The organism is Microcystis sp. M015S2 (genome assembly GCF_020245945.1).
Classification (GTDB): domain Bacteria; phylum Cyanobacteriota; class Cyanobacteriia; order Cyanobacteriales; family Microcystaceae; genus Microcystis.
In genome coordinates, this window is record NZ_JADBTX010000030.1 from 1 (window position 1) to 16,425 (window position 16,425).

The window sequence follows — 16,425 nt, forward strand, 5'->3', positions numbered from 1 at the left end:
CCTATCACCCTATCACCCTATCACCCTATCACCCTATCACCCTATCACCCTATCACCCTATCACCCTATCACCCTATCACCCTATCACCCTATCACCCTATCACCCTATCACCCTATCTCCTGACATCTAAAATCCACTTTACCCCAGGGAGCGATCGAGATTAGAACTGGGAAATATAAAATTAACTTCTTTGTCCTTCTTCCAATTTACCCTATGGTTAGCAATGCCGCTCGTCCAAGACCTTCCTTAAAAACCCTCTGGCAAAAGATAGAATCTTCTCCCCTACCAGAAACCGAGGAATCGATTATTTTAAGAATTCTGGTGCAAGCTTTAGTAATCGTGGGTATTGTCGCCACCGATGTGGCTACCGATAGTTATACCAGTATTTGGGCCGTTCCTCTCAGTATTATCGGCGGAATCTGGAGTTGGCGACGCAGGAAAAAGCGCAATATCGGGGCAAAATTTTGTATAGCGATCGGAATGTTAGTAGTTTTGGCGCTATTCTTGGGTGATATCGTTGCGATGCAGGATAGTCGTATTGCTCTAACACAATTACTAATTCAACTGCAAATTCTCCATAGTTTTGACCTGCCCCGACGCAAAGATTTAGGGTATTCTATGGTAATCGGTTTAATTCTCTTGGGAGTCGCCGGGACAATCTCCCAAACCCTCGCTTTTGCGCCTTGGTTAATCCTCTTTCTGTTTTTATCCCTACCTACCCTAGTTTTAGACTATCGTTCTCGTTTAGGTTTAGATAATCTCAATCAGAGTCTCCCTTTCTTCTCAAGGAAATCCCCGCGTCTAGCCACAAAAAAATTAGTTTCCCCGCAAAATTCCCCCCTTTCTCCCAAACGTTTCGGGATTTTCTTTCTGACAATTCTCCTCTTGGGATTGACAATTTTTGCCCTGATGCCGCGTTTTCCGGGTTATCAAATTCAATCTTTTCCCGTCAATAGTCCCGAAGGTATGGAAAATCAGGGTTTTGAACAGGGAAACCGACAAATCGTTAACCCCGGCTATGTGCGCGAGGGTGAAACGGGGAATGGTGGCGTAAATGGCGGTAATAGTCCCACTACGGGGTCAGGACAGCTAGATTCTACCTTTTATTACGGTTTTAACCCCCAAATCAACCAAAATTTGCGGGGAAGTATGACTCCCCAGACAGTCATGCGGGTACGTTCTCAAGCCCCCGGATTCTGGCGGGCCATGGCCTTTGATCGCTATACTGGTCAAGGGTGGCAAATCTCGCGAGATCAAGAAGTAGAGGATTTAAATCGCAGTAGTTGGTCCTATCGCTTTTTTGTGCCGCTACCCGCAACCCAAGCGAAAACCCATCAGGTAGTCCAAACCTACAGCATTGTCTCCAGTTTACCGAATATTATCCCTGCTCTTACCTCGCCCCAGTTTCTCTTTTTTCCTACCCGACAGGTATCTTTAGACCGAGAAAATAGCTTAAGGTCGCCGGGGGGATTAGCAGAAGGGCTAACTTATACTGTAATCTCACAAGTGCCGGAACGCAATCGCAGCCAACTGCGATCGGCCCCAGAAACCTACCCTAAGTCTATTCTCAACTATTATTTACAAATTCCTGCCGAAATTGCCCCGAAAGTCCGCCGAAAAACCGAGGAATTGCTGGCCAAATCTCCCACACCTTTAACCTCTCCCTACGAGAAGGCCCTATATTTGGCCCAAGCATTAAAGCAAAACTACGAATTAAAAACCGATTTGCCCTTTTTAGCCGAAAATGAGGATTTAGTCTCGGCCTTTTTGTTTCGTTTTCAGGGGGGTTACGCCGATCATTTTTCCACCGTGTTAACGATTATGTTACGCTCGATCGGTATTCCTGCCCGATTAGCCACCGGTTTTGCCCCTGGCCAGTTTAATCCTTTCACTGGCTTTTATGTTGTCCAAAATACGGACGCTTACGCCATCACAGAGGTGTTTTTCCCCGGTTACGGTTGGTACACTTTCGATCCTATCCCAGGCCACGAATTAATTCCCCCATCCTTTGAGGAAGCGGAACCTTTTAGCGTCCTCAAGCAATTGTGGCAATGGGTAGCCGGATGGTTGCCCTCTCCAGTAACGGGTTTTCTCGGTCTGATTTGGGAAAATGTTATCGTTACTATCGGTCAGTTATTGGCCTGGTTATGGCGCTTTATTTCCGGCAGTCTTTTCGGGGGAATTCTCGGTGGTTTAGTGGGGGTCGTCTTCGCCTACGCTGGTTGGTTAGGATGGGGACAGTTCCATCGTTGGCGTCGGGGTCGCAGGTTGGCAAAACTACCACCAATCGAGCGTTTATACCAGCAAATGTTAGGAATCTTAACAGAAGCCGGTTATGGCAAACATCCCGCTCAAACCCCTTTAGAATACGCCACCGCCGCCCGCCGCGTCCAACCGCCGCCAGTGGCGAATATTATCGAGGAGATTGCTTGCGCCTACGTTGATTGGCGTTATGGCGGTAAATCGGCTAATATTGAGAGTTTACGCCAACGTTTTCGAGAATTTGTCAAGTTGGTGAAAAAGTGAGCTTGAGCCTATAGTTAGGGTTTGCGGCAAAAAGTTTTTCAGCAAATCCTAAATAATTAGTCTTTAATAACTGGATTTAGTATTACTTGGCGATCCTTTGATAAATGGTGATCGCATTGCGCTAATCCGATGGCTTCGACTAGAATAAATATGCTAGGATTGCGGTAATTTATCTGGATCAAGTTATTCCCTAGCTTAAATAAACACTCATTCCTCCACTGACAACATATCATCATGGATCTACCAGCCTTTGATCATAACCTTCATCAGTCCGATGCTAACCACACTTTACATACTCATGCGGATTCGTCGCTGGATTTGCACGACCACCAAGATTTGTTAAACGACCCTAATTTGCGAGTTCACCACGATCCCTTTGTCCCATCTAATATCAGCATTTATGAGCCTCATCATATCCATAATGCTTTTGAGCGTCAGAGTTTAGCAGATTATCAACCCCATCACGCTAATGGTTTATTAGACCATCAATATTCTCAAGTTGATCATCCTTCTCATTTTGATCAAGGTTTTGAGAGCCAGCACTTAGCAGATTATCACCCTCATCATGCTAACAGTTTCCCAGACCATCAATATTCCCACGCAGATCATACTTCCCATTGGGATCATCTTTCACAGCGATCTGGTTCTGAGACGGCTTCTGAGTTATTAAGTAAAGCAAATGAAATGGAGAAACGGGCTAATGAAAGTTTAAGTCGTTCTCAGAGTCACAGTAAAGAAGCCGATTGGCATCGTGAGCATAAAAACCAGTCAGATGCCTCTAGTCATGGGAAAGAAGCCCAAAATGCGATGGCTGAATCTGAGAAATATCAGGCGGAAGCTCAAAAGTTAAGGGAACAGGCGGAAAAAGTCTAGAGGGTTATTATGAAAGGTAGCTTTTAGACTGTCGCATTAGAGAGCAAAAACCTTGACTTTTACCTTCTTTCTGATAGCCCAGGACAGGATTGTTCTGTATTACTGGGGTTGACTAAGACTAAATTAAAGTTACGAAAAACCATTGTGGAGGATTTAGAAATATGTCTTGGATGTATGGCTTAAGTTTGTTAGCATCAAGTGGTATTAATGCTTGGTCAGCATCAGAAAATCGTAAATCTTCTGAAAGTATCAGTCGGCTAAATCGGGATTCTTCCGAAGAAATTGCCCGACTGAGTAGAAAGCATTCCGCAGAATTGCAGTATAATCAATTAAAATTTTCCGTATTGCAACAAAGAGAAAATCAAGAATTTCAAAGAGAATTAGCTGAACTTAACCACGAAAGAGCGAAGGAAATTGAGGCTTTTCGGGCGAAAGTGAGTCACGCTATTAATCAAAAAAATCTGGATTTTCAAAAATGGCGTTTTGAGCAGGAAAAGAAAATTCAATATGATATTTTACAGTTACAGCAGGATTTTCAACGTGATTTAGTTCGTTTGCAACATCAAAATGCGGTGGAGTTGATGCGGGAAAGGTTGAGATCGGATAAATCTCCCATTGCTAATTTACCTTTTGATTTACTGGAAAATTCTTTTGCTCATGGGGTAATGCCTTTAAAGTTATTTCTAGCACCGCCTTTTTTAGATCATGATCCTAGTACAGGCAAGCCATTAACATCGGGTTATGAGACCTATTTAGCCGAAGAAATTGAGCAATTTTTGCACCAAGGTTATTTAGTAAGTCATCACCATCCTGTGCAATTGGTTGATCGAGCTTGGGAGTCCAAGAAATGGGGTGGAAGTTCTGCGTTACAGGCTCTTCATGGACAATTAAAAAGTATTCCTGTTTTGGTTTTGGAGTCGGATATTAATTTAGGGGATTTGCTTAATTTTAAGTTGGGTTATTGGTCGGCGGGGGATGTTTCCTACACTAAAGCTACTATTTTATCGGGTCAATCCTATTCTGATTTACTTTATTCTATCGCAAAAAATCGGGCGTTAGAATGGGAAAAAACTCGCCAAAAATTACAAGAGATTGGTAAGGATGAAGCTTTTATTAAGGAAAAAGGAGGACTAAATGAAGAAAATTTACAGATCCTTTACAAAGAATTAGCTGAAAAAGCTGAATTTGAAGAGCATGGTCTTGATTTGACAGTGAAAAAAGATTATAAGCTCAGTAATCTCGATTATCGTGCATTTTATCAATATTTAGCGGTATGGCATTGTTTAGTGATTGGGCTTTATGCGGATATTCTCTTTTTGGGCAATTCTTGGGAAAATACGCCGTTATTACCGAGTTTAATTCCCTATTTATTAGAAAAGTATAAGAATCATCCTCTTTTAACGCCGGAGTTTTGGCAGGAGGGTATTACCACTATTGTTAAGGCTTACGGGCGATTTTACGATAGTTTGGAGTCTGACGCTGGTTCTTCTTCTCCTGAAATCCGCATGAAGTTAGCATTATCTTTGGCGAATTTACCTGATGCTTACAAATACTTGGCTTTAGAACAAGGAAGTAAGGCTTTTTCTGATTGGTTACGATCTAATAATGTGCCGTCAGATAAGGTTTTTGATTTGGATAATGACCGTGATTGTCAGACCTTAAAACAGATTATTTATCAAGAGGATAAACTATTTCTAGAGTCTTTAAAACTGTTATCAGAAAAGGTTAAAAGCACTGATAAAATAGATGCGAATCAAAGTGCATCAATAAATCGCCTTTTAGTTCCTTGGGATTTTTTAACTAATCTTAGTTCTAGCTTACCAACCGTAGAATCCGAAAAACAGTTTCAGCATAAGGAGACAAATTCCAGAAGGAATGATACAATGGATGAAGAAAAAAACGGTAGTCAAAATTCTTCCAAAGGAGAACCAACCATGAACAACAACAATGAAAATCAACAAGTCGATCCAATCCTAAAAAATCTACAAAATATTTTTTCAGATCGCCCTGAAGTTTTGAGATTATTAGACCCATCAAACTTAGATCTAGACAGAGTTGCAGGGGAAGTCGTCCTTGAAAATTACAGGAATCAGGAAGGATTTTCCTCTCCTATTAATCTTTATGTTACAGGGAAAACGAGAGCAGGTAAAACCTCTTTGGGTAATACCTTACTTGGTGGAAAGCAAACAGCCATGAAAAGTACAGGATATACCGACTGCACTGATAAAGTAAATTGCTTTAAATTAGCTAATAATTTACGATATTTCGATTTGCCAGGTGCTGGATCAGATGAAACATTTGAAAATATCAACCGTGCCGCCTTATGTATTGAACAAATAGACGAAGAAAACTGTCGTGTGACTGAATTTATTTTGTCTGATTATACTGATTATCAAAATACGAAAAAAGCACAAGAAGAGACTATATCCGTAGAGAAATGGCAATCACAAGACAATCAGCTTGAGCTTGGTGCAGATGTAATTTTATATGTTGTTGCTGCCCATGAAGGTATGGGACGTGATGATGAAGTTTACTTGGGAAGTTTATTATATCTTCAAAAAGAAAAGCGAGATTCTTGTAATGTAATATTTGCTCTTAATTTACATTTGGATGAGAATGATCGCCCTATGTATAGAAAACAATATATCGAGGATGCTTATAAACGAATTACTAAAGTTTACAAAAAAGTTTATGGTGATCAAAATACTGAACCTATAATAATTGAAATTAACTCAATCAAAGGTATTGGTGCTGATAAAATAGCAGAAGAAATCTGTAAGTTACTTCCCGTTCATAAACTGGGAAAAATGGAAGAAGTTCTTGGAGAAAAGTTAAAGGAGAAAGCAAGAATAACAAGAAGCAAAAGATTTCATGAGGCACTAATTTACATTGCTATAGCGGTGTGCAGTCGTATGAAGTACAGTGTCACGAGCTATAAACCATGCTAGGCAAGGCTTGGTCTGTATCTCACTCAAGCGCTTACCGCTATAGTCGTTTGGCAACTTTCAAAGTAGATCAATCCTTCAATGCCGATTATAATGTTGTGTTGGGTTCTTGCTTAGCAGTATACAATTATTCATCGAGAATTTTCAAAAAAGAAGTTCCGATTGAAAACAATAATGATGGAATTTTTGATGACATTAGCAATGAGATAACAGGAAAACGCACTCAAGATAAGACTATTGACAAGCCTATATATGATCAACAAGAAAAGACCAGAGACGTGCCAAAATATGGTGAGATAAAAGAGACATCTGACGAGATTATAAATGTACCAATATCGCTACCAAAGTCAAGGGAAAATCCTGTTGCTCAATTTTTCCTTGGCAACGAAGTAGTGATAGTGAATCAACAACAGGTTGTACCTAAAACTAAGACAACGTGGGGAGTTATAGGCATGAAGCAAGTTAGTGAAGGTTACACTGAAGTAGTTGTAGGACATGAAACAATAGTGGTAGGAAGAGAATTTTTAAAAGGAGGTTATGAGATTATTGAAGGTATTTTAGCAATTGGGTTGGGATTTGAGGGTTTACCCGGAGGGAATTTAAAGAGTATCTATGAAAATGGGAAAAAACAAGTCAATCTCAAGATTGGTAATTTAAAATCAAAAATTGAGCAAATTATCAATAATTCTGATTCTAAATCTGCTGAAAATGAAATTATTTCAATTCTCAGGAAGACATTACTTTAACTAATACTTGATGATTTTACAACAACTAAAATGACTATCCCCAATAAACCTTCTCTTGCCGAGATTAGAGCCAAATTAATTACTGAAGGACTTAAGAATTTACCCCCTAATTCTAGTTACATCAATATTTTTGTAACTGGTAGAACGGGAAGTGGTAAAACGACTCTTGGAAATAGGCTAATTGGGGAAAAATATTTCACTTCAACAGGTAATCAAAATACAACACAAGTGGTTAACTTAATTGACTTCTCTGGTGGTATCAGATTTTTTGATCTACCCGGAGTAGATGGTGGTGATGGAGAAGAAGGTGATCGACTAGAAAATTATAATCGAGTTGCATTAGGATTAAATCAATTTCCTAGCTATCCTAATATTTTTGATATTACTGTTGCCACTTACAAAAAAAACAATGTTCCACAAGAATATATATATAGATTAAATGAGTTTGCAAAATTACCTTTTAAACCAGACATCGTATTTTATTTAATTAATCCTTTTCGTGGTTTTTCAAGATCAGAAGGGTCTTATTTAAAGGATTTAATGAAATTGGGATACAAAATTATTTATGGATTAAATATAGAGTTAGATGAAAACAATAAACAGAAGGCAACCAAACAAAATATTGAAGATGCAGAAAAAAAGATTAAAAAAATTTATTGTGAGTTGTATATAGATGAAGAACCAATCATCGTAAAAATTAATTGTAAAACCGGTCAAGGAATCGATAGTTTGCTTCAACAAGCTTACCTATCTTTAGGAGATGCTAGAGGCTTAGTCTTTAAAGAAGTTATTTTAGTACAGCATGAAAAAGCACCACAGCTATACATAGATTCGATAAAAAAATGGCTAATTAACATTTTTGTAAATCTTGCTTGCTATAAGCCTACCTCATCTGAAAATGCGAAAGATTATCTAAACGAAATTAGCAAATTATTATGGAATGATTTCGTTGATTTTTCAGAAAATCTGTCTAATTCTGCTGACGTTGAAAAAATCAAGTCTGATGTTCAAAAAATCAAGAATTCTTATCTAGATTTTGAAGAAATTATTAATCATCTCATCAAAACAGTTATTAATAATTGCCAAGAAAATCATTATGAAGCAACACTTATAGAGTTCTATATTCCATTTCCAAAAGTTGTTTATAAGGATGAAGAATTCTATAAATGGATAGAGGTATGGGAAGACGATCCTAATCAACCCATGTTTGAGGATGAAACTAAGTATACACGGGGAGGATTCATTGATTATTGGACAACAGGCAAATGGGAAAAAGAATATCGAACCAAAAAATTCATTGGTTTTTACAAAAGAAAAGTAAAAAAAAAGGTTGCTGATGTACAAGAAAATGTTTATAATGGCATCTCTTTGGAAGGGCGAGAACGAATCTGCTTGAAAAAATATTCGCATAGCACCTATCGTACTCTTGGACTGCATGGTATTTGTTTTTTGCAATGTTTATGTTTAGCGATTGTCAATAGTAATTTTCAAGACAAAAATCAATTTAAAAAGTTCATAGACTCTTATGATTCATTTTTCAAAAAATTAACTAATCTCAATTTATTAGATGAAAAGCAAAAACTAAGTGAAAAAGAATTAAAAGATTTGCTAATGAGCAATATAAATTTGATTCTCGATCAAAGTTTTAATTTGTCTGCGATAAAAACATTTGTAGAAAGAGATTCCACCATAATAGAAAATCTTGAGAATACCCAAAAATCTCGACGAGGTTTATTCTTCTACTTTTCTTTATTTTTGTTTTTGTTTCCCTTAATTCCCTTCTCTATTATTTTTATTATTTTTGAAAAAATTATTCCAATTGCTAAAGCAATTCTTCCAGAGTTCTTATCCCAATGTTTTATTCTGATAAGTCATTACTTCAAATTTTTCTTTCAGATTTTGTGGGAGGATGCTAAATATTTGCTGAATCTTATATTAGATTTATTATATTTTATGCTACATACAGGAAAAGTGACTTGGTCAGCAGTAGAGGAAGCTGAATCTATTTGGGTAAAAGCTTTAATATTTTTTATCTCTTTTATAGCTGTCATATTAGTATATAAATTTATGTTAAATTATGGATTTTACAAAATAGTTATTATTTATTTTACTTTGCCTGTCATATTGAGATGGCTTCATGTCCTATTGTCTATCCCATGTTTACTTTATAAATTTTTACTTTATAACTTATTTAGAGGAGTGATCTGATGATAAATGGAAAAGATATATCGGGACTAAGTGGGGTTGAATAAAATTGGGAATCAATATGATAAAATAGTTTGTAGGATAGCAAATGAGAGCAAATCACTATAACTATGCTTGCTCCCCCCACTATTCTCTATTGTGGGATAGACATATCTCGACAAGCTCAGTACAAGTCTTGCTGATTAAAATCCCTCAGTCTGTTAACCTTCTTGACTATTAAATTGAGAAAACATAATTATGACAAATCATCAAACAGAAATCCGAATCAAAGTCCCTTTAGATATTGCCGAAACTTATTGGAATGCAACTGAGGAAGAACGCCAAAAAATAGAAGAAAAAATCGCTTTTTATATTCAATCCTCAACCTTATCTAGGAAGGAATCTCTGGATAAATTATATAAAACAATGGATACTATTGGACAAAAAGCACAAGAGAGAGGATTAACCTCTGAAATTTTAGAATCTCTCTTAAATGAAGATAAATAGACGATTTGTTGTGGATACTAATATTATCATCAGTTCAGTTTTATTCCCCAAGAGTAAACCTAATACTGCTTTTAAAAAAGCTCAACAATTAGGAATTATTATCGTATCTCCTGCCACTTGGCAAGAACTAGAAACTGTCTTATCTCGACCAAAATTTGATCGCTATATTAGTCTTGATGAACGCAAACAATTTTTATTGGACTTCTCTGAAACTGTTGAGTTCGTCTCAAAAATAGACTTTAGGACGGATATTTGTCGAGATACTAAAGATAATAAATATTTGGAATTAGCCGTTAATGGCAAAGCAGAGTCAATCATTACAGGGGATCAAGATTTATTGATTTTACATCCTTTTCAATCTATCAATATTGTTACTGTTAATGATTTTTTACTCAGCAATTAGGACGATTACTCTTATTATGTATGGCTAAAGCCATTACTACCAACCAAAAGGCGAATCGCCAGTTCATTAAATACTATGAGTATTCCTGAAAAAGAAATAGAAACAAATTATCAAAATCTATTATCCAACTAATTTATAATTGATAACTTTAAGGGAGGCTTAATCAATCATGTTAACAGTCAATCTAGATCATGAATCAGAAAAATATTTAATTGAAATTTTGTCAGAAGAAAAAATAACTAGCCAAGAATTAGTCAAAAAACTTTTGCGTAACCATTGGATTACTTTAAAAAAATCGCCAACAGTTTTAGAAAGAATGGGTGGTTATCCTGAACATTTATTAGACGAAAAAGAAGACTTATCTGACAGAGATATTCGTAGGGAAAAAATTGCTAAATATTTGCGCCAAAAACATGAACGCCATGAATAGTTATGACTGAATATTACTCCTTTATCCTTATTGATACAGGAATTATCGTCGCATTTTACAATAAAGGTGATCGTTATCATCAACAAGTTGTTAATTTTTTTGCTAATTGTAGTAGTCAATTAATTACTACTGTTGGCTGTATAACTGAAACTATGTGGTTACTTGCACCAGATGTAAAAGTTCAAACAGAGTTTTTATCAGCCTTAGAAAAAGAAGTATTTATTGCTGAACATTTACTATCAGAAGATTATCAAAAAATCAAACAGTTAAATCAGATTTACCAAGACTTACCTGCTGATTTTACTGATTTATCGTTAATAGCGATTTCTGAAAGATTAAATATACCTGCTATTGCCACTTTAGATAAAGATTTTGATATTTATCGCCGTTATCGTAATCAATTTTTTATCAGAGTTTTTTATCCTCAGTAGTGCAATTACTCTTATTATCTATGGCTAAAGCCATTACTACCAACCAAAGGGCGATCGCCAGTTTTCAAGTTATTTGTATGCCGTGGAGTTTGTCATTTTCTCCTTTATTAAAATCCCTCAATCTCCTAACTATCTTCAGGACTAAATTGAGAAAGCATAATTATGACAAATTATCAAACAGAAATGGCTCTTCGGTTTATGTTATGCAATGAACGGGGGTTATAGAGGATGTAACCCTTGTATAGAAAGGCATTTAGCGATTTTTGTCAATTATTTTTGATCTAGAGCGAACTAATCAATTAAATCTCTTGTCAGATAAGGATTTAGTCGATTTATGCCCCCATATCGAACCATACCAAGTAACGAAGAACCACAGAAATTAAAATCAAAGTTCCTTTAGATGTTGCTGAAACTTAGAGGAGATATAACGTTTCTTGTACCGATTTCCAATCCCCTTCAGATAGCAAAACTGCATTACCATCGCATCCCTCAATAATAATGGGTTCGTGGGAAACAGTCACTGAATCAATCAAATCCTGCAACTTTTGTTGAGCCTCATTAACCGGGATCATAAATCCTCCTAATTGTTTTCTACCAGTGCCGAAAGAAAATCTTCTGATAATCCTAGCGCCAATTACCCAAACCTGACTCCATTCGTAACTATCTCGGCGCTTACCCTAACGGCACTGGTCAGGCGATATTCTGACTTTATTCCAAACGACAAGTTTAAACAAATCTAAGAGCTTTCCTCACTAGATAATCGTCCTTCAATCGGTTCGTATTCATCTTCCAAGAGCCAGAGTTGAGCCTCTTCATAATCTGGAAACGCCTTGACGAGACGGTACTTTTCAGCAGGATCAAAAACATAACATCCCCTCGCCTTATCGATCAACACTAGCAGGATATAGGGAGGCGACTGCATAGAATCCACCCAAACTTCTAGGAAGCGCCAATTATCTTTCACTAGGTCGGGTTTGAGGAATTGCGTGATATTGGTTGTTTGCATTAATCTTAACCTCGCCGTAGAATAAAGAAGACTTTAAACCATCTGGGCTAATTCGACAACCAATCGCTTCGGCAAAAAATAGCCCATAGCGCTCATAGTTACGAATATTTCCCGTGTATTCACCCCTTTCCATGATAGCCTGAATAACTCGTAGCATTGTATCTTCATCTTTAAACACATGAATAGCTCGTCCTCGTAACAGTAATCTCCGTGATTGTGGAGTATTCGGTAGATGTTTAGAAATATGCTTAGTGTCAAGAAAAATCTCGCGATTAATTCCGCTCATAATGGTTAGACTTCGGCGTTTCTAATAATTGCTGGAATCGGCAGGCCGTCAAATAGCAGAAAAAATCGCTTTTTATGTTCAATCTTCAAATTTATCTAGAAAAGAATCTCTGGACAAATTATATAAAACGATGGCTACTATTGGACAAAAAGCGCAAGAAAGAGGATTAACCCCTGAAATTTTAGAATCTCTCTTAAATGAAGATGACTAGATGCTTTGTTCTCGATCCCAATGTTATTATCAGTTAATATCGAGAGTTTACGCCAACGTTTTCGAGAATTTGTCAAGCTAGTGAAAAAGTGAGCTTGAGAGCAGTTATCTTAATGGTGAGGTAGGAAGTTTTCGTTTTTGGGGGTCGATCGCCGGTCGTCCATAGCAAATTAGGTTACACTTCATCTTGATGAGAAAGGCTATAAACAACACTATGTTAAGAAATGTAACCAAGGCCGAAACCCTTACTGTTGCCTTGTCTGCACAGTTAACTTTATTTTTGTCCGACTACCGATAATTCTCAGCCAGCAATTTATAAGCAGATCAATGTCATCTTGTCAAGTATTTGAACAATCAATTCAGATTAAAGCTAGTGCCACGACGGTGGAGCGTTGTATCACGGATTTAGAGTTAATGCGTCGTTGGTTGAATCCGGTGTTAGTTTGTGAACCTATCGGCGATTGGAAGACCGATATCGGTGGGAGAAGTCGTTTTTTGATTCAAATTCCCCTAATTCAGCCAACGCTAAAAAGTACGGTGATTGAGAGGGAACCGGGATTAATTGTCTGGCAATTTGAAGGCTTTTTTCGCGGTTGCGATCGCTGGGAATGTCAACCCAATGATGACGGCACTTGTCTCATCAATCGTTTTGAGTTTGCGATTCCTAATCCGGTTGTGGGGTGGGGATTCCAGCAATTCGCCGCCAAATGGACTAAAAAGGATATGGAAGCGCAATTAAGACGCTTAAAAAGAGTAGCTGAGGAAATTTATCTACTTTCAGCAACAAGTTAAGCTGATGGGGTGGTAAGCGGGGGGTTTTGGGGATGGGAGAATACCCTCACCCCCAACAGCTAACCCCTGATCCCTAATCGATCGAGATCGACTGGGGACTATTGCCGTTATCCTGATTATTGTCCTTAAAACTGACTAATCCCTGCTGTTCTAACCATTTTTTGAGGGGATCGTCCGAAAGTTTCAAGCGCAGTAATCCAGAGGCAAAACCACCGAAAAAAGCGATCGGTTGTTGAATCAGTTCTTTAACAACGGGTTGTAATTCATCGAGAAACATCTTATTCTATCTCCTGATATTGTCACACCTATCAATGTTAAGTTAATTGAAGTGATTCTGTAAGACTAGCATGACTGAAACTCCCAACACGGTGAAAAAATCTTTCCGGCTAACCCCGTTTATTTTTCTAGGAATACTGCTCATTTGGCTAGGAATTAGGTTAATCGCTCCCGATAGCGTTAGTTTATTCGCCGGTAATCGTCCCGATTATTTGGGAGTCAGGGAAGGTAAACTGGCCCCTTGTCCAGTCACTCCTAATTGTGTTAGTAGTCAGAGTCAGGATCAGGCTCATGCGATCGAACCCCTTAGTTATCAGGGTAGCGGCCAAGAAGCGATCGAGCAATTAGCTAAAATTATCGCTTCCCAACCGAGAACTAAAATTATTAACCAAGATAGTAACTATCTCTACGCCGAATTTAGCAGTCAATGGATGGGATTTGTCGATGATCTGGAATTTTCTCTTAATCCTAGCAAAAATGCGATCGATGTTCGCTCGGCCTCCCGGTTAGGAGAATCGGATTTAAATGTCAATCGAGAACGAGTGGAAACCCTGAGAAAACTCTTTTCAGTGATCAGTAATCAGTAAACAGTGAACTGACTCGGAGAATACGATAAGAAAAATTATGTTTCGTCCCCAACCAATACCAGCAAAAGCAGGACAGGAATCCGTCTGGGATTATCCTCGTCCCCCGCGCCTAGAATTATCGCCTAAACACCTAAAAATCATCTTTAATGGTGTGATAATTGCCGATACTAAAAGCAGTTATCGAGTTCTAGAAACCAGTCATCCTCCAGTTTATTATCTACCGCCCCAAGATATTAAAATGGAATACCTGCAAGCCACAGCAGAAAAGTCTTTTTGTGAGTGGAAAGGTCTAGCCGGATATTATAATATCGCCGTTGGGGATCAACAGGCAATTAACGCCGCTTGGTATTATCCGGACCCGACACCAGAGTTTCAGGCAATTAAGAATTATCTGGCTTTTTATCCTGCCAAAATGACCGCTTGTTATGCCGACGGGGAATTAGTACAACCGCAACCGGGCAACTTTTACGGGGGATGGATAACCTCCGATGTGGTTGGTCCATTTAAAGGGGTTCTCAATAGTTGGGGCTGGTAATCACGTTAAGTCCTTTGGGCATTATGCTACTTGTCAGAAGGGGCAAAAGTCAAAAGTCAAAAGGCAAAAGGTAGCTTTTTTCTTCCCACTTCCCACTTCATAATTCATAATTTATAATTCATAATTCCCCTTAACTCCTAGTTTCTACTTTTTACGAGAAATTATGACTATATCCCAACCCGATCTAGAACCCACTTGGATGACGATTATTCGCCTCTTGCGCTGGGATAAACCCGCCGGTAGGTTAATTTTGATGATTCCCGCTTTATGGGCGGTATTTTTGGCGGCAGAGGGGGTGCCACCGCTACCCTTGATCGGGGTGATCGTTTTGGGAACTTTGGCTACTAGCGCTGCCGGCTGTGTGGTTAACGATCTTTGGGATCGGGATATCGATCCACAGGTCGATCGCACTCGTAACCGTCCTTTAGCGGCCAGAGCTTTATCGATCAAGGTTGGTTTGATTATCGCTCTGATTGCTTTCTTTTGCGCCGCAATTTTAGCTTTATATCTCAATTTCCTGAGTTTTTGCCTATGTTTGGCTGCCGTTCCTTTGATTATCTGCTATCCTCTCGCCAAGCGTTTTTTTCCTGTACCCCAATTGGTTCTTTCTCTCGCTTGGGGTTTTGCCGTTTTAATCTGTTGGAGTGCCGTCACCGGGTCCTTAAATAGTAATACATTTATATTATGGGGAGCGGTGATTTTTTGGACATTGGCATTTGATACAATTTATGCTTTGTCCGATCGAGAGGATGATCTCAAGGTTGGTATTAACTCTAGTGCCATATTTTTCGGTAAATACGCTCCAGAAGCCGTGGGGGTCTTTTTTGCCCTGACAGTGGGTTTATTGGCTTGGGAGGGGCAAAAAATGCAGTTATCAGCCTTTTTTTGGCTAGGGTTGGTTCTAGCGGCGATCGCTTGGTTGCGTCAATACCGGCTGTTACGTCAATCGGATTTACCTAAACCAGTTTATGGTCAAATGTTCGGTGAAAATGTTTGGGTCGGTTTTATTTTATTAGCGGCTATGATTGGGGGAACTTTGTATTAAAACTCCCCCAAAAATGTCCCTAGAGTCAGTTTGTCTATTCTGACTCTAATAATCCCATTACCGTAGCCGATGCGGGTTCACCAGTCATCAAAGCTATCCGTCTTTGAAAATTTTTCTCCACAGCAATGCAGGTATTTAAGGGATCTAAAATGCCCTTTCTGATTTCCCTTTCCCAAGAATAATTTCTTTCTCGGTGTTTAAATCTTGATAATTGCTGGGTGAAACCAGTAACTAATTGATAAATGATTTTTAAATCGTAAAGAGAGTCAATGTGCGAAATTTTAACCGCTAAAACCCGAAATTGACGGGATATTTCTTGAGCTTGCTCTTGACTACAGCCGTGATCGTGATGATAATAATTAACTATTTCTGCCATATACTGAGCGTGTTTAGCGGCATTTTGAATGCTATGTTGAGCATTTTCCACGGGGGCAAGAAATCGATCTAATAATAGCTGTTGAGCGTAGGCATCGCGAAGGGAGGAATTAGAGATTATTTGTAATTCTGCCATTCTTTCTTCATGTTTACGGCGATTTTCAGCATAAATCTCTGTCAGAATAGTATCTAACAGCTTGGGAATCGGGTAAAAGACATCAATCATAGGAAAATTTAGCTTAGTTTGTCTAGAGATAAGAAAATCTA

19 protein-coding genes are annotated in these 16,425 nt (G+C 38.3%); 14 read left to right on the plus strand and 5 right to left on the minus strand.

What is annotated here, in order from left to right:
- The first annotated feature begins 214 nt into the window (after positions 1–214).
- The 9 genes from IM473_RS06460 (at position 215) to IM473_RS06500 (ending at position 11,046) form a co-directional block, all read left to right on the plus strand.
- Positions 215–2,527, plus strand: a complete 2,313-nt coding sequence (locus IM473_RS06460; RefSeq protein ID WP_287659718.1) for a transglutaminase TgpA family protein — start codon at positions 215–217, stop codon at positions 2,525–2,527.
- Positions 2,528–2,761: 234 nt separating this feature from the next.
- Positions 2,762–3,400, plus strand: a complete 639-nt coding sequence (locus IM473_RS06465) for a hypothetical protein (protein WP_287659720.1) — start codon at positions 2,762–2,764, stop codon at positions 3,398–3,400.
- A 161-nt stretch (positions 3,401–3,561) separates the two neighbouring features.
- Positions 3,562–6,348 carry a GTPase gene (locus IM473_RS06470; protein ID WP_287659722.1) on the plus strand — a complete coding sequence of 929 codons (2,787 nt, stop codon included), beginning with the start codon at positions 3,562–3,564 and terminating at the stop codon, positions 6,346–6,348.
- Positions 6,342–7,091, plus strand: a complete 750-nt coding sequence (locus IM473_RS06475) for a hypothetical protein (protein WP_287659723.1) — start codon at positions 6,342–6,344, stop codon at positions 7,089–7,091. The genes IM473_RS06470 and IM473_RS06475 overlap by 7 nt, the downstream gene beginning before the upstream one ends.
- Positions 7,092–7,121: 30 nt before the next feature.
- Positions 7,122–9,299 carry a GTPase domain-containing protein gene (locus IM473_RS06480; protein ID WP_287659724.1) on the plus strand — a complete coding sequence of 726 codons (2,178 nt, stop codon included), beginning with the start codon at positions 7,122–7,124 and terminating at the stop codon, positions 9,297–9,299.
- Positions 9,300–9,533: 234 nt separating this feature from the next.
- Positions 9,534–9,782 (plus strand): hypothetical protein, encoded by a 249-nt coding sequence (locus tag IM473_RS06485; RefSeq protein WP_287659726.1) that lies wholly within the window; start codon positions 9,534–9,536, stop codon positions 9,780–9,782.
- Positions 9,769–10,185, plus strand: coding sequence for a putative toxin-antitoxin system toxin component, PIN family (locus tag IM473_RS06490; protein WP_287659727.1), 417 nt, complete (start codon positions 9,769–9,771; stop codon positions 10,183–10,185). Before IM473_RS06485 ends, IM473_RS06490 begins: the two co-directional genes overlap by 14 nt.
- Before the next feature lie 169 nt (positions 10,186–10,354).
- On the plus strand, positions 10,355–10,615 hold the full coding sequence (locus IM473_RS06495) for a hypothetical protein (protein WP_287659728.1): 261 nt from the start codon (positions 10,355–10,357) through the stop codon (positions 10,613–10,615).
- Positions 10,616–10,617: 2 nt separating this feature from the next.
- Complete coding sequence (locus IM473_RS06500; RefSeq protein WP_287659729.1) at positions 10,618–11,046, plus strand: type II toxin-antitoxin system VapC family toxin; 429 nt, start codon at positions 10,618–10,620, stop codon at positions 11,044–11,046.
- Between the two features lie 413 nt (positions 11,047–11,459).
- Here the strand turns inward: IM473_RS06500 and IM473_RS06505 are convergent, their stop codons facing one another.
- The 3 genes from IM473_RS06505 to IM473_RS06515 form a co-directional block, all read right to left on the minus strand.
- Positions 11,460–11,618, minus strand: a complete 159-nt coding sequence (locus IM473_RS06505) for a type II toxin-antitoxin system Phd/YefM family antitoxin (protein WP_004159063.1) — start codon at positions 11,616–11,618, stop codon at positions 11,460–11,462.
- Between the two features lie 164 nt (positions 11,619–11,782).
- Positions 11,783–12,010, minus strand: coding sequence for a hypothetical protein (locus tag IM473_RS06510; RefSeq protein ID WP_287659732.1), 228 nt, complete (start codon positions 12,008–12,010; stop codon positions 11,783–11,785).
- Entirely contained in the window at positions 12,000–12,338 is a 339-nt protein-coding gene (locus tag IM473_RS06515) for a DUF6972 family protein (protein ID WP_287659733.1), read from the minus strand. The genes IM473_RS06510 and IM473_RS06515 overlap by 11 nt, the downstream gene beginning before the upstream one ends.
- A gap of 28 nt (positions 12,339–12,366) precedes the next feature.
- Between IM473_RS06515 and IM473_RS06520 the strand changes: the two genes are divergently transcribed.
- Positions 12,367–12,549, plus strand: a complete 183-nt coding sequence (locus IM473_RS06520) for a hypothetical protein (protein WP_287659774.1) — start codon at positions 12,367–12,369, stop codon at positions 12,547–12,549.
- Between the two features lie 326 nt (positions 12,550–12,875).
- On the plus strand, positions 12,876–13,340 hold the full coding sequence (locus IM473_RS06525) for an SRPBCC family protein (protein ID WP_002736419.1): 465 nt from the start codon (positions 12,876–12,878) through the stop codon (positions 13,338–13,340).
- A gap of 73 nt (positions 13,341–13,413) precedes the next feature.
- Here the strand turns inward: IM473_RS06525 and IM473_RS06530 are convergent, their stop codons facing one another.
- Positions 13,414–13,617, minus strand: a complete 204-nt coding sequence (locus IM473_RS06530; RefSeq protein WP_024969002.1) for a ssl0294 family protein — start codon at positions 13,615–13,617, stop codon at positions 13,414–13,416.
- Positions 13,618–13,687: 70 nt separating this feature from the next.
- Between IM473_RS06530 and IM473_RS06535 the strand changes: the two genes are divergently transcribed.
- The 3 genes from IM473_RS06535 (at position 13,688) to IM473_RS06545 (ending at position 15,783) form a co-directional block, all read left to right on the plus strand.
- Positions 13,688–14,203: a DUF1499 domain-containing protein gene (locus IM473_RS06535; protein WP_287659735.1), complete on the plus strand. Its 516-nt coding sequence runs from the start codon at positions 13,688–13,690 to the stop codon at positions 14,201–14,203.
- A gap of 37 nt (positions 14,204–14,240) precedes the next feature.
- The gene (locus IM473_RS06540; RefSeq protein ID WP_287659737.1) at positions 14,241–14,738 is read left to right on the plus strand and encodes a DUF427 domain-containing protein; all 498 of its coding nucleotides are present in this window, start codon (positions 14,241–14,243) and stop codon (positions 14,736–14,738) included.
- Positions 14,739–14,901: 163 nt separating this feature from the next.
- Positions 14,902–15,783, plus strand: a complete 882-nt coding sequence (locus IM473_RS06545; protein ID WP_287659739.1) for a 4-hydroxybenzoate solanesyltransferase — start codon at positions 14,902–14,904, stop codon at positions 15,781–15,783.
- A 34-nt stretch (positions 15,784–15,817) separates the two neighbouring features.
- On the opposite strand, the gene IM473_RS06550 is transcribed toward IM473_RS06545, so the two are convergent.
- A complete protein-coding gene (locus IM473_RS06550) occupies positions 15,818–16,384 on the minus strand; it encodes a hypothetical protein (RefSeq protein WP_287659740.1) in 567 nt (188 codons plus the stop codon).
- Positions 16,385–16,425 lie beyond the last annotated feature (41 nt).